Source organism: Salinigranum rubrum (assembly GCF_002906575.1).
In the GTDB taxonomy this organism is placed as follows: domain Archaea; phylum Halobacteriota; class Halobacteria; order Halobacteriales; family Haloferacaceae; genus Salinigranum; species Salinigranum rubrum.
The window spans coordinates 3,404,362-3,416,825 of the sequence record NZ_CP026309.1 but is presented as its reverse complement, the minus strand read 5'-3'; the positions used below and the strand labels follow the sequence as shown (position 1 = coordinate 3,416,825).

Annotated in this window: 14 protein-coding genes and 1 pseudogene; 10 read left to right on the top strand and 5 right to left on the bottom strand. The window is 67.3% G+C overall.

Annotated elements, in window-relative coordinates:
- Window positions 1-49 precede the first annotated feature (49 nt).
- Complete coding sequence (locus C2R22_RS16665; protein ID WP_103426762.1) at window positions 50-766, bottom strand: DUF1405 domain-containing protein; 717 nt, start codon at window positions 764-766, stop codon at window positions 50-52.
- 205 nt (window positions 767-971) lie between these two features.
- Between C2R22_RS16665 and pdxS the strand changes: the two genes are divergently transcribed.
- A complete protein-coding gene (gene pdxS, locus C2R22_RS16660; protein WP_103426761.1) occupies window positions 972-1,880 on the top strand; it encodes a pyridoxal 5'-phosphate synthase lyase subunit PdxS in 909 nt (302 codons plus the stop codon).
- Window positions 1,881-1,919: 39 nt separating this feature from the next.
- Window positions 1,920-2,408 carry a hypothetical protein gene (locus tag C2R22_RS16655; protein ID WP_162562547.1) on the top strand — a complete coding sequence of 163 codons (489 nt, stop codon included), beginning with the start codon at window positions 1,920-1,922 and terminating at the stop codon, window positions 2,406-2,408.
- A 355-nt stretch (window positions 2,409-2,763) separates the two neighbouring features.
- Here the strand turns inward: C2R22_RS16655 and C2R22_RS25260 are convergent, their stop codons facing one another.
- A complete protein-coding gene (locus C2R22_RS25260) occupies window positions 2,764-2,940 on the bottom strand; it encodes a hypothetical protein (protein WP_162562546.1) in 177 nt (58 codons plus the stop codon).
- Window positions 2,941-3,270: 330 nt separating this feature from the next.
- Window positions 3,271-4,148, bottom strand: a pseudogene (locus tag C2R22_RS16650) (homoserine kinase).
- Window positions 4,149-4,394: 246 nt separating this feature from the next.
- On the opposite strand from C2R22_RS16650, the gene C2R22_RS16645 reads away from it, so the two are divergent.
- Window positions 4,395-5,786 (top strand): NAD(P)/FAD-dependent oxidoreductase, encoded by a 1,392-nt coding sequence (locus C2R22_RS16645; RefSeq protein WP_103426759.1) that lies wholly within the window; start codon window positions 4,395-4,397, stop codon window positions 5,784-5,786.
- A gap of 108 nt (window positions 5,787-5,894) precedes the next feature.
- A complete protein-coding gene (locus tag C2R22_RS16640; RefSeq protein ID WP_103426758.1) occupies window positions 5,895-6,371 on the top strand; it encodes a hypothetical protein in 477 nt (158 codons plus the stop codon).
- Window positions 6,372-6,439: 68 nt separating this feature from the next.
- On the opposite strand, the gene C2R22_RS16635 is transcribed toward C2R22_RS16640, so the two are convergent.
- Window positions 6,440-7,057 (bottom strand): DUF6149 family protein, encoded by a 618-nt coding sequence (locus tag C2R22_RS16635; RefSeq protein ID WP_103426757.1) that lies wholly within the window; start codon window positions 7,055-7,057, stop codon window positions 6,440-6,442.
- A gap of 616 nt (window positions 7,058-7,673) precedes the next feature.
- Here C2R22_RS16635 and C2R22_RS16630 point away from each other — a divergent pair.
- The 3 genes from C2R22_RS16630 to C2R22_RS16620 all read left to right on the top strand — a co-directional run bounded on the left by C2R22_RS16630 (window position 7,674) and on the right by C2R22_RS16620 (window position 9,753).
- Window positions 7,674-8,909, top strand: coding sequence for an NAD(P)/FAD-dependent oxidoreductase (locus C2R22_RS16630; protein WP_103426756.1), 1,236 nt, complete (start codon window positions 7,674-7,676; stop codon window positions 8,907-8,909).
- A gap of 154 nt (window positions 8,910-9,063) precedes the next feature.
- The gene (locus C2R22_RS16625; protein ID WP_103426755.1) at window positions 9,064-9,282 is read left to right on the top strand and encodes a hypothetical protein; all 219 of its coding nucleotides are present in this window, start codon (window positions 9,064-9,066) and stop codon (window positions 9,280-9,282) included.
- A 78-nt stretch (window positions 9,283-9,360) separates the two neighbouring features.
- Window positions 9,361-9,753 (top strand): DUF7124 domain-containing protein, encoded by a 393-nt coding sequence (locus tag C2R22_RS16620; protein WP_173862834.1) that lies wholly within the window; start codon window positions 9,361-9,363, stop codon window positions 9,751-9,753.
- 37 nt (window positions 9,754-9,790) lie between these two features.
- Here C2R22_RS16620 and C2R22_RS16615 read toward each other — a convergent pair whose 3' ends face one another.
- Complete coding sequence (locus tag C2R22_RS16615; RefSeq protein WP_103426753.1) at window positions 9,791-10,588, bottom strand: hypothetical protein; 798 nt, start codon at window positions 10,586-10,588, stop codon at window positions 9,791-9,793.
- Window positions 10,589-10,707: 119 nt separating this feature from the next.
- Between C2R22_RS16615 and mptA the strand changes: the two genes are divergently transcribed.
- The 3 genes from mptA (at window position 10,708) to C2R22_RS16605 (ending at window position 12,450) form a co-directional block, all read left to right on the top strand.
- On the top strand, window positions 10,708-11,634 hold the full coding sequence (gene mptA / locus C2R22_RS16610; protein ID WP_103426752.1) for a GTP cyclohydrolase MptA: 927 nt from the start codon (window positions 10,708-10,710) through the stop codon (window positions 11,632-11,634).
- A gap of 100 nt (window positions 11,635-11,734) precedes the next feature.
- Window positions 11,735-11,881 (top strand): hypothetical protein, encoded by a 147-nt coding sequence (locus tag C2R22_RS25255; protein WP_162562545.1) that lies wholly within the window; start codon window positions 11,735-11,737, stop codon window positions 11,879-11,881.
- 182 nt (window positions 11,882-12,063) lie between these two features.
- Window positions 12,064-12,450 (top strand): methylated-DNA--[protein]-cysteine S-methyltransferase, encoded by a 387-nt coding sequence (locus tag C2R22_RS16605; protein ID WP_103427718.1) that lies wholly within the window; start codon window positions 12,064-12,066, stop codon window positions 12,448-12,450.
- The last annotated feature ends 14 nt before the right edge of the window (window positions 12,451-12,464 follow it).

The following is a 12,464-nucleotide window of genomic DNA, read 5'->3' as shown; positions in this document are numbered from 1 at the left end:
AAGCGACGTGGGCTCTCCAGAGCGAGGCTCACTACGCGGATTCGGACGCTCACCGCACGGATTCGAGCAGTTTCACCCGCGTCGACAGCGCGAGGAACGTCGCCGCGAGCGTCAGCACCACGGCACCGGCGGCGGCGAGTTCGTGCGCCGGGGAGACGTGCTGGACGACCTGATTCGAGATGGGTTCGGCCGGGACGAGCGTGTGGTGGGGGGTCCCCACCAGGGGAACGAAGTAGTCGACGAGGTCGTTGAAGCCGTACCAGACGACGGCGACGAGGACTGCCTTGATCGGGAAGTCCGAGAACCGGTGGATGACGAACGCCTCGACGACCATGGCGAGGTGGCTCCAGAAGAGGAAGTTGTACATCGCCGGGTGGAGGTACGAGAAGTCCTCTGCGAACACGAGGAGGACGTACGGCGTCCACGCGCCGAGTTTGAGACAGCCGAAGAAGGCCAGCGCGTTGAGGTACTCGTTCGTCCGCCCGAGGTACCACGAGCCGAACGCGAGCGCGATGAAGAGCGTCGCCACGGGCGAGTCGGGGACGAACGGCCACATCACCGTCGGTTCGATGGAGAACTGGTAGCGGTAGTACCAGAAACCGAACGCCGTCCCGACGAGGTTGGTGAGGACGACGAGCGGAACGAGGTTGAGTCCGAGGTTCTCCACGCGCCGAGGGAGGGGAGCGAGCCATCGGGGGAGGTCCGCGGGGGCGGGGAGGCCGTCGCCGTCGAACAGTTCGGCGAGGCGACGTCGAGCCGTAGCCATGACCCACCGAAAGGAGGGGGGTGACAAAGCGGTGGCGGTCCCATACGGTCGTCGTGCCCTCCGTGACCCCGAGACGACGAGGGGGCGCGCCAGTCGGCGTCGAGTCCGGTCGCGATTCCCCCGCGTCGTTTCCCGCCGTCGGGCGTCTCACCCGACCGACAGCCCCGAAAGCACGGCTTAAGTGCGTCCGGTCCAAGCGTCCGGTATGGCTGATGAGACCGATCTGACGGAGCTTCGACGCGGGACCGATCTGGTCAAGCGCGGGTTCGCCCAGATGCAGAAAGGGGGCGTCATCATGGACGTGGTGAACGCCGAGCAGGCCCGCATCGCCGAGGAGGCCGGTGCCGTCGCGGTCATGGCGCTGGAGGCCGTCCCCGCCGACATCCGCAAGCGCGGCGGCGTCTCGCGCATGCCCGACCCGGAGAAGGTGTCGGAGATCATCGACGCCGTCTCCATCCCTGTGATGGGCAAGGCCCGAATCGGCCACTACACCGAGGCGCAGATCCTCGAAGCGCTCGGGGTCGACATGGTCGACGAGAGCGAGGTCCTGACGCCGGCGGACAACGAGTACCACATCGACAAGCGCGACTTCACCGCGCCGTTCGTCTGCGGTGCGCGCGACCTTCCCGAGGCGCTCCGCCGTATCGACGAGGGCGCGGCGATGATCCGCACGAAGGGCGAGGCCGGCACCGGCGACGTGAACCAGGCGGTCACCCACCAGCGGACCATCAAACACCAGATCCGCTCGCTCATCGGGATGCAGCACGACGAGCGCGAGAAGTGGGCCCGCGAGCACGAGGCGCCCGCGGACCTCGTGCACGAGACGTCCGAGATGGGACGGCTCCCGGTCGTGAACTTCGCCGCCGGCGGCATTGCGACGCCCGCCGACGCCGCGCTCATGATGTACCACGAGTGCGACGGCATCTTCGTCGGTTCGGGCATCTTCGGCGCGGAGAACCCCGAGGCGATGGGCCGAGCGGTCGTCGAGGCCGTCAACAACTGGGACGACCCCGAGGCGCTCGCGGAGATATCCGCGAACATCGGCAAGGGGATGAAGGGCGAATCGAACGTCGACATGCCCGACGAGGAGAAACTACAGGGCCGCGGCGTCTAGTCGCGTCTCGTTTTGTCCGAGGACGACGCCGACTGCGACGTGTCCGTTCTGCTCCGCGAGGCTGTCGCCTCCACGACTCCTGCCGAGGGGGCCGCCCACGCCGAGCGCCTGCTCGGACACACGCTCTCCGACGCCGACGTGGACCCGGTGGCTCGGTATCTCGCGTGCGCCGAGGCGATCACGACTGCCCCGGACCGCGACCCGGCCTGGCTCCCGTGGCTCGTCGGCGACGCGCTCGCCCGCACCGTCCGAACCGTCGACTCCCCCTTCGGCGACCGCGACGCACAGGTCGCCGTCGTCGCCCGGGTCACGGCGCTCGCGGTTCACCACCGTCGACGCGAACTGGACGCGCTCGACGTGGCCGGCGACGACCTGTTCGAGCGCATCGTTACCGGCGTCCGGACGGTCGAACACGACGACAGACCGTTCTTCGAACGGGTCGTCCGCGAGACGGCCACGCTGCTCGACGAGGAGGACGTCGGTGGTTCGGCCGTCCTCGACTGGCAGGACGCGTTCGACGACGTGTGATGCCGCTCTCCGCTCTCTTCGTCTCTCTCCGCTCTCCGCTCTCTTCGTCTCTCTATTCCCCCGCACGGCCGAGGTCCGTCACGTCGACGACGGGCGGTCCCTCTCCGCGCGGTGACAAGACACATAATCCGGGCCGGCGAATCCCGGCTATGGGACTCTCGTTCGCGAACTACTGGGACGAACTCGAACCGGCCGCGCTCATCATCGTCGGTTTCGTCCTCTTCGTCATCCCGAACCGGCGACCTCTACCCTCGGAATCGGCCTCATGCTCCTCGGCATCGCCTGGTGGTTCTACGAGTGGGGCCGGCCGTAACGGGAAAAAACGTCGGAGAGGCGGACCGGCGCAGTTGACGGACTATGCGCCTGGGGCGGAGACGACCGGGGTCGGGTCGTCACCGCCGTTGAGGATGCGGTCGACGATCTCGCCGAAGTCCGGCTTCTCCTCGTCCTCTGTGGGTTCGTCCGACGGGTAGTGCGGTGCGATGGGCATCGTGAGCCACTCCGCACCCTCGGGGTTGTGGTTTGTCGGCAATAATGGTTGGGACTCGGTACGCGACGTGCGCTTCTCGGTGGCTGGCTGGGAGTTCGCCGTTAGAGACGACGGAACACGCAGGTGGTCACCTGCCGACCGCAACACAGCGGGGCGGTGGCGCGTGGCGTCGCGCCGGTTCGTCGGCGCGACCCGCGCGCGAGGGGCGAGCGAACGGCGTGAGCGAGTCGTCTGGGGAGGACGTGGCCTCATCGCGCCCGTGCACCGCGCGGTCTTGGTGCCGCTCGAAGCTCCTGTCGAACACACACCGGTGGCTCCGACACGAGACCCACAGCCACGCACGGCACACGTCGCTCCCACCCGGTCCCACACCTACTCCAGCACCTCGGCACCGCGACCGATGCGCGTCTGGTACGCGCGGGCGTCGATGCCCACCTCGGAGAAGGCGTCGACCATCGCCCCCGCCACGGCCCGGCGGTCCCCGTCGTGACAGGCGGCGATGACCGAGGGGCCGGCACCCGAGACGGTCACGCCGGTCGCACCGGCGTCGAACGCGGCGGTCCGGACCTGGGTGTACCCCGAGATGAGTCCCGCCCGGGCGGGCGTGACGATTTCGTCGGTCATCCCCTCGCCGACCAGGTCGGGGTCCGACCGGCACATCCCCACGGTGAGCGTGGCGGCGTGGCCGACGGTGTCGACGAGGTCGGTCATGTCGGCCGTCGAGGGGACGACCGCCGCGCGTCGCGCGTCGAGACGGCGATTTCCGGCAGACAGGCCACCAGCGGGATGTCGGCGTCGACGGACGTGATGCCGCCGCCCGAGGCGATGGTGAACCCGCCCAGAAGCGAGGGCGCGACGTTGTCGGCGTGCGGTTCGCCCGAGACCACCGCCTCGCCCTTGGCCGCGACGGGGACCAGTTCCTCCCGCGTGAGTCCCCTGTCGTACAGTTCGTTCAGCGCGAGGGCGGCCGCCGCCGCCGAGGCCGCCGACGACCCCAGCCCCGACGAGGGACGGACGCCCTTGTTGATGTGAATGTGCGCCGGGGCGTCGAGCGCCTCGGCGACGGCACCGACGGTGTTGCCGTCGGGGTCGGTCGGGATGTACGTCGCGCCGACGCCGGTCACCTCGATGGCCGTCTCGTCGGCCTTCTCGACGCGGACGACGTCGGCGGGACGGTCGAGGGCGACGCCGAACACGTCGAAGCCACTCCCGAGGTTCGCGCTCGTCGCGGGGGCCCTGACCGACAGCATGCCCCGACTTTTACGAACAGCGAGTAAAAAGGTAGCGAAGCGAGGGTCCGACCGAGAGGCGCGTGGGCGGTCGATTCGAGCCGTCTCACGGACGCTCGGCCGGGCAGAGCGCGCTTGGCTCGAACCGCGGTACGGTCCGTTGTGCCCGTGTCCCGGTCGTCGCCGGGGGCGGCGACAGTCGGTACCGACGCACAACAGGCCGTAGGAACCACAAAGTCCTAACACCTCTACCTCGAAGCCCGGGCAATGAAACACGTCGTCGGCGGGGGCATCGCCGGTCTCGCCGCCGCCTATCGCCTGCAACGACAGGGTCACGACGTCCACGTCTTCGAGGCCTCCCACGATCTGGGGGGCCTCGCCGCGACGTACGAAACCGCTGGTGACCGAATCGAACAGTTCTACCACCACCTCTCCAAGTCCGAGGAGACTATCGTCGACCTCGCCGCGGAACTCGGCGTCGACGACCGCCTCGAGTGGCTCGTGGGGAAGAACGCCTACTACGTCGACGGCGTCGTCCACCCGCTCGACACTCCCTGGGAAATCCTCGCGTACCCTCACCTGTCGCTGTACGACAAATTCAGGCTCGGAATGCTCACGCTCGGAGCCGACTTCCGGGAGCTTCCCCCCAGATTCGACTCCTACGAGTCGCTCGAAGCGTACGAGGACGTCCCCATCCGCGAGTTCGTCGTCGACCACACGACTGAGGGGGTGTACGAGAACTTCTTCGAGCCGCTGCTCGACGCGAAGTTCGGCTCGCGGAAGGAAGAGGTGAGCGCGGCCTGGCTCCTAGGGCGGATCAAGTTCCGCGGCGAGCGCGACCTGCTCCGCGGCGAAATCCTGGGCTACTTCGACGGCGGGTTCGCGCCGTTCATCGACGCCCTCGTCGACGCGGTCGGCCGGGAGAACATCACGACGGGCGCGCGCGTCACCGACCTCGCGCTCGACGACGGGGCCGTCTCCACGCTGACCGCCGAGCGCGGCGGCGCGAGCGAAACGCACGACACCGAGGGCGTCGTCGTCGCGGCGATGCCGAACGTCCTCGAAGCGCTCTGCGGCTACGAGTGCGACATCGACTTTCAGGGGGCGGTGTGTGCGGTCGTCACGATGGACGCTCCCCTGACGGACACCTACTGGCTGAACATCGCTCACGACGCGCCGTTCGGCGCGCTCATCGAGCACACCAACTTCGTGTCTCCCGACAGATACGGCGGCCAGCACCTCCTCTACGTCGCGAGCTACATCCAGTCGTCCGACGAACCGCTGTGGCAGGCCTCCGACGAGGAAATCGAAGAGCAGTGGCTCTCCCACCTCGAAGAGATGTTCCCCGACTTCTCTCGCGACTCGGTGACCCGGTTCCGCCTCGCGCGCAACCCCCGCGCCGCGCCCGTCTACGAGCGCGGCTACCTCGAAAAGGTCGTCCCGTACGACCTGAGCGAGGTGGCCGAGGGGCTGTACTACGCGGGGATGGCCTCGCGCGCGCAGTACCCCGAGCGTTCGTTGAACGGCGGCATCGTCGCCGGCTTCGAGTGCGCCGACCGCATCGACACGAAGGGGAACGCGGACCGGTCCGGCCGCGCAGTCGACGAGGTGGCTGGGGAGGGCGAGGGCGACCGGGTCGTGACCGGCGGGGAGACGTAGCCACCGGGACGCCGGGGCGACCACCTCGCGGTGACGGTCACGCGGCGTTGACAGTCCGGTTGTGGTGTCACAGAATACACAAGCCCCGGGCTGTTAGCCGGGGGCTGCATGAGCGATCACGAACACGACCGGACGGAGTCGAACGGCCAGGACGACACCGACCTCGAAGTCGACCGGGAGACCGGAGCGGCGACCATCGTCTACGACCACCCCGAGGAGGGGACGGTCGAGGAGACGGTCGCGAACGAACAGATCGTCTACGTCCAGGACCACTGGGCGTTCACCTCGGGGACGGACGACGACGGAAACGACCTGGTACGACGAGTGCCGCACACGCGCGTCCACTACGTCGAGCGGAGCGTCGAGGAGTTCGAAGAGGAGATCAAGAGCATCCGTCGTCGCGTGGAGTCCATCGCGGACGAGGTCCGTCAGAAGCTCCCGGTCAGCCTCGGACAGGGAGAGGGACGCGGACGGACGAGAGGCGGCGGTTCGGACGAGGTCCACCGAACGTCGCCGCAGTCGATCGCCGTCGAGGACGCCCCGGACGACGACGAAACGGACGGGGACACGAGCACCGACCGATAAGGGTCGGGCGTCTCGCCGGTCGGAGTCGTGAGTCGAGGGGCGGCCGTCTCGACAATCGAAAAACCGGCTCAGTCCGCTTTCGCGTCGTCGGCGTCCTCGGACTCCACGTCCTGCATTCCCGGCGCGGCGGTGACGTCCACCTCGTCGTCGTCGGGGGTGACGGCGTCGCCGACGTGGAGGTTCCCCTCCTCGTCCTCGACGTAGACGTCGTCGGCGAAGCCGCCCTCGGCGTGGGGGTGTTCGGGCGCGTCGAGCTTTTCGGGGGTCGAGGGCGCGCTCGGGATGGTCCGCGTCCGGAAGTCGCCGAGGGGGTCGTCGATGGTAATCGAGTACGCGCCGAAGAAGTCCTCGTAGCGCTCGTAGTGCGCTTCGAGTTCGTCGGCGGGGAACTCCATCATCTCGGTCCAGCCGTGGTTGTAGAAGTCGAAGTTGGCTTGGACGTGGGTCACCTCGCGCGCTTCGGCCTCGGTGAACCCGGCGTCGAGCGCGGCGACGTAGGTGTCGAACGTGCAGTGGAAGAACGCGGCCATGTGCGCCTCGCGCTCCTCGCGACGGCCCTCGTCGGCCTTCCGACCGAAGACGTCGACGTGGAGGTCGACGAGTTTGTCGCGGGCGATGTCGCCGACGACGGGCGTGGTGAGTGCCTTCTTCGCCGCCCAGTGACGGAGGTTCTGGCGGATCTTCATCTCGTCCGGAGGTTGGAGCGAACTCGGGTAAGGGTTGCGGCCCGGATTCGCCTCGTCCGCTCGTCGGAACGGCGAGCGAACGCAGGGGAGCGTCGGGCCGGAGGCTCCGCCACACGACGCCGGGTCGCAACAGCGCCGTCGGCGGTTCCTCCAGGAAGAGGGCGCGCCCCGGTGCGACCCGCAGCACCGGGTCGGTGTGTGCCTGCCGGGTCAGGCGCTCGAAGTAGCGGTTGAACAGGTCGGTTCCGGGGGTTTCGCTCCGGTCGTCTCCTCGCCGCGTTCGTCGCGGAACGTCACCCCAATCACTCGTTCTGTCCCCGCCCCCGTCGAGAAAAGGCGCTCACCGAACCCCGAAGAAGTTCTCGAAGTCGCGCGCGACCGGTTCGTCAAGCAACGGGTCCCGGTTTGGGGCGTACCGGTCGATAGCTACCAGTGTCGTGACCTGTAGTCACACTAGCCGTAACACGTTGTATCACTGAACTTACTGAACGAGGTTCACCGCTCGCCGCTCGCGTCGACGCGCCACGAGGACGGCTCGTCCGTTCGGTTGAACTGATTCTCGCGGATGATGCGCGGATAGCAATCCACATTAACCCCGAACTACAACGTCCCGAATATGACCCAGTCGTATGTGATCATCGGCGACGGCATCGCGGGCTCGTCCGCGGCCGAGACGCTCCGTGAGGAGGCGCCAGACGCCGATGTCACCGTCATCACAGACGAGGGCGAGGCCCTGTACAACCGGATCCTCATCAAGGAGTTCGCGAAGGGCAAACTCCCCGAGGCCCCCATCTCCATCCACTCGGACTCGTGGTACGAGGACCGCGACATCGACCTGCGTCTGAACACGGTCGTCACGAACGTCGACCCCGACGCGCACACCCTCTCGACCCACGAAGGGGAGGAGATCGAGTACGACAAACTCCTCGTCGCCACCGGCGGCACGCCGACCCAGTTACCGGTCGAGAACTCCGACGCCGAGGGCATCCACCACTTCTGGACGTTTCAGGACGCCCGCGCGATCCGCGAACACGCCGAGAACTCCGATACCGGCGTCGTCGTCGGTGCCGGTCTCCTCGGCATCGACCTCGCCGCCATCTGCGCCGCCCAGGGGATCGACGCGCACTACCTGATGCGCGGCGAGTGCTGGTGGCGCTACGCGCTGTCGCCCGACGGTGCCGAGATCATCCACGACGCCCTCGACGAGCGCGGCGTCACCCCCGTCTTCGGCTCCGGCGTCGACCGCTTCGAGACCGACGACGAGGGACACGTCGTCTCGACGGTCGACCCCAACGGCGACACCTACGACTCGGACTTCGTCGGCATCGCCATCGGCCTCGACTTCAACGCCGAACTCCTCCAGAACACCGAGGTGGAGTGCGATGACGGCATCGTCGTCGACGAGTTCATGCAGACGAACGACCCGGACATCTTCGCCGCCGGCGACATCACGCAGTTCCACGACGTCATCCTCGGCGAGCGAACCCAGAACGGCGCGTGGGGCTCCGCCAAAGAGCAGGGCACCATCGCCGCGAAGAACATGGTCGACTCCGGCTCCGAGGAGTTCCGCTGGGTCTCTTCGTACTCCATCACGCACTTCGACTTCCCGTTCCTCTCGTTCGGCCACCCGACACTCGGCGACGACGAGGCCGAGATGAAGTACGAGGACAACACCTGGCGCCGCATCACGTTCAAGGACGGCAAGATCATCGGCGGCGTCCTCGTCGGTGACCTCTCCCCGCAGTCGGCGTACAAGAAGCTGATGCGCGAAGAGCGCGTCGTCTCGGACCAGAAAGACGTTCTCCTCGAGAAGCGCGTCGACCTCGAGAAGGTCGCGCCGGCACAGCAGTAAGTCCGAACCGCCGACACCGTTCGCCGCCTCCCGCCGCCTCGTTCCGTCGTCACCGTTTCCGTTCTCGACGACCCGTCAGCCTCCGACCCGTCCGTGTCGTCCGACAGTCACTGCCGGGATAATACTTATCACACACCGTGTTTTGTGATAACATATGTCACGCTCTGCTGGGCCGACGCTCGACGGGCAAGTCACGCTCGTCCCAACCTCGCAAGTAACCGCAAGCGACGACGTCCGCCACTTCGACCAGTTGACGGCGCGGGCGAAGCGGGCCGTCATCGCCGCCGCTGACGACCGGCCGAGCGCCGTCTCCGCCCCGTCGCTCGCGGCGGTCGACGTCGTCGTCTTCACCGACTACTACCGCGTCGAGTAGCTCCCTGTCCGGAAGCGAAGCCGTTTTTCGCCGGGGGGCGTTTCAGTGAGTATGGATGGCGGTGATTCGGGCGGGACGATGACGCTCGCCTTCGAGTTGGACGCGCTCAAAGCGCTCTCAGACCCGACGGCGGCGTTCTCCGACGCCCGCCAGTGGACCAAGTACGTCGGCGTCGTGAGCGAACAGCCGACGTACGTCGTGACGAACTACACCCGGAAACACCGCATCAGGCAGGACTTCTTCTCGGGTCCGCGCGGGGTCGTCGAGAGCCTCGAGAACGTCAAACGACAGTTCGACACCGACCGGCACGTCTACGTCGGCACCGGGGAGGAAGACCGTGCGGCCGCCGAGGAGACGGGGTGGGAGTACCTCCCGGTCGAGCAGGCCGCCGCGGCCGCCGACTGGCCGCTCGGCGACGAGGAACCGGAAGAAGACCCGTTCGAGGACGACGGCCGAGACGACTGGCCGTAGGCGCGTCGCGCGCGTGGCGGTCGGAGGCGGTCTGAACTCACGCCCCGAGCGCGTCGGTCGTCGGCCGCGTGTTCGCAGGCCCCGACTCGGTTCCGTCGCGTAACTGAACGAACGCGTCGGAGAGCACGGCCAACAGGTAGATGGTCGAGACGACGTTCACCATCCCGACGGCGAGGCTCACGAGTCCGCTCACGCCCGTGCCGAGGACGGCTCCGAGCGCGAATCCGAGCGTGAAGTTCACGGCGAACGTCGCGACGAACACCACCGCGAGGAGGACGAGCACGAGGAGGAACACCCGAATCCGGTTCCCCCTCGTGAGCCGCCAGCTCCGGCGCATCGCCGTGAGGAAGTTCACGTTCTCGACGGCGATGTACTGCACCATGAACAGGAAGCCGATGTACGCCAAGATCCCCGGGACGACGAGCAGGAGCGTCCCGAGGAGGACGGCGAGCCCGAAGACGACGCCGCCGACGGCGACGTTCGCCACCGCGAAGCCCATCCGGTCGGTCAGGAACCGCCGGGGGACCCGGTCGTGGACGCCGGCGACGAACGTCCGGACGGCGACCACGGTGACGACGGCCGCCGCGAGCAGCGTGACGACGACCAGCGCGCCCGCGACGGCGCCCGGGATGGGGAGCGTCACGAGCCCCGTCGTGGCGGTCGCGGGGTCGGCACCCGGCGGAACCAGTCCGGCGAAGAGCGGCTGAATCAGGGTGTTGAAGCTCAGTTGGTAGACGAGCATCACCGCCGCGTACGCGACGAGGACGACGAGGCCGGCACGACTCAGGACGTGACCGGCCCCGCGTTTCAGGGCAGTTCCGAGTTGGAGGGACATACACGCTGAATTTCACGACGGCCTGATAAAATATTGTCGGTCCAGTGATGTGTTGTGGCGGAACGGTGAGGATTCGGCTCATCGAAAGCCATAATCGAACCCGGTCCTTGGCTCCGGTAATGAGTCACCAGCTGCCCGACGTGCAGGCGACGCGGCCCGACGTCACCGTGGGGTTGAGTCAGGTCGGTGTGACCGGCGTCGAGAAACTCGTGAAGATCGCCCGCAACGGGAAGCGGCCGCTCGTCCTGATGGCGGAGTTCGAGGTGTTCGTCGACCTCCCGAGCGGGCGGAAGGGCATCGACATGAGCCGGAACATGCAGGTCATCGACGAAGTCCTCGAAGAGGCCGTCTCCGAGCCCGCCTACCGGGTCGAGGACGTCTGCGGCGACGCCGCCGAACGCCTCCTCGCGAAGCACGACTACACCTCCACCGCGGAGGTCCACATGGAGGCCGAACTCATCCTCAAGGAGGACACGCCCGAGAGCGGCCTCGCGACGCAGTCGAGCGTCGACATCATCGCCTCGGCCACCGCGACCGAGGAGGGGACCCGCGAGGAGATCGGTGCCCGGGTCGTGGGGATGACGGTCTGTCCCTGCTCACAGGGGATGTCCGCCTCCCGCGCCCGCGACACTCTGCTCGACCTCGGCGTCGACGAGGAGACGACCGAGGAGTTCCTCGACGCGGTCCCTCAGCCCGGTCACTCACAGCGCGGGCACGCCACGCTCACCGTGACGAGCGACGGGTCGCCCGACGTCGACCTCATCGACATCGTCGACATCGCGCGGGACTCGATGAGCGCGCGCATCTACAACCTCGCGAAGCGTCCCGACGAGGACCACATGACCTACCACGCCCACGCGAACGCGAAGTTCGTCGAGGACTGCGTCCGGTCGCTGGCCGAGCAGACGGTCGAGATGTTCGACCACCTCCCGGACGACGCGGTGGTCCACATGAAGCAGTCGAACGACGAGTCCATCCACCAGCACAACGCCCACGCCGAGCGCGAGTTGACGATGGCGCAACTGCGTGAGGAACTCGACGCGTAACCCGAGTCCGGTTCGGTTCTATCCGGTCGGGTCTGTGGGACTTCTCGGCCGGTTATAGCAGGGTGTTACGTTACGACTCCGTCCCCCATCGAGTCAGTCGATGTCGGGAGGATCAAACCGCGGCTACCGGATCGGTGGTGAGGTCGAGTGTGTCCACGACGACCTCTCGTACCTCGGTCAGATGGGACGGACCTCGATGTACGTCTGCGGACGATGTGGCGGGGTTCTCACCCGCCGTACAGCGTGACCGGTGCCACTCGGAACGAACCAAACGGTGTCGCCGGCGCTGCGCTCCGGACCGATAACTCGGTCCGACGGTTCCGACCCGTCGGACGGACGGCCGGACGTTTCACCCTCGTCCGCGGAGAGCCTGATATAGACGGCTCTGGATACACTATCCACGGGAGAGACGAACAAGACGAACACACGATGACGTACCACATCTTCGGCTACGAAGTCGAACTGGCGGAGACGCGGATCGCCGAGTCGCAGTCGACCGTTCGGGAGCAACTCGCAGCGTACGAGCGTGGGGACCGACGTCGGTTCGATCTGGAGATCACACTCCCCGACGGTTTCACCGGGGAGGTACACACGGCTCTCCAGGCGATTCCGTACGGCGAGACTCGCACCTACGGGCAGGTCGCCGAGCGGGTGGGAACGGCTCCGATCGCCGTCGGACAGGCGTGTGCGCGGAACCCGCTCCCTCTCGTCGTCCCCTGTCACCGGGTTGTCGGCTCGGACTCCCTGCGCGGGTATATGTATCCCGGTCTCCAAGAACGGCTGTTGGAGCTCGAACGAGCACACGTCGTCGAATGAGTCGTCACTGACCA

Bases quoted from the DNA above. Each gene is read 5' to 3' on its own strand.
- C2R22_RS16665 (WP_103426762.1), bottom strand. From the start codon at position 766: ATGGCTACGGCTCGACGTCGCCTCGCCGAACTGTTCGACGGCGACGGC.
- pdxS (WP_103426761.1), top strand. From the start codon at position 972: ATGGCTGATGAGACCGATCTGACGGAGCTTCGACGCGGGACCGATCTG.
- C2R22_RS16645 (WP_103426759.1), top strand. From the start codon at position 4,395: ATGAAACACGTCGTCGGCGGGGGCATCGCCGGTCTCGCCGCCGCCTAT.
- C2R22_RS16640 (WP_103426758.1), top strand. From the start codon at position 5,895: ATGAGCGATCACGAACACGACCGGACGGAGTCGAACGGCCAGGACGAC.
- C2R22_RS16635 (WP_103426757.1), bottom strand. From the start codon at position 7,057: ATGAAGATCCGCCAGAACCTCCGTCACTGGGCGGCGAAGAAGGCACTC.
- C2R22_RS16630 (WP_103426756.1), top strand. From the start codon at position 7,674: ATGACCCAGTCGTATGTGATCATCGGCGACGGCATCGCGGGCTCGTCC.
- C2R22_RS16625 (WP_103426755.1), top strand. From the start codon at position 9,064: ATGTCACGCTCTGCTGGGCCGACGCTCGACGGGCAAGTCACGCTCGTC.
- C2R22_RS16620 (WP_173862834.1), top strand. From the start codon at position 9,361: ATGACGCTCGCCTTCGAGTTGGACGCGCTCAAAGCGCTCTCAGACCCG.
- C2R22_RS16615 (WP_103426753.1), bottom strand. From the start codon at position 10,588: ATGTCCCTCCAACTCGGAACTGCCCTGAAACGCGGGGCCGGTCACGTC.
- mptA (WP_103426752.1), top strand. From the start codon at position 10,708: ATGAGTCACCAGCTGCCCGACGTGCAGGCGACGCGGCCCGACGTCACC.
- C2R22_RS25255 (WP_162562545.1), top strand. From the start codon at position 11,735: ATGTCGGGAGGATCAAACCGCGGCTACCGGATCGGTGGTGAGGTCGAG.
- C2R22_RS16605 (WP_103427718.1), top strand. From the start codon at position 12,064: ATGACGTACCACATCTTCGGCTACGAAGTCGAACTGGCGGAGACGCGG.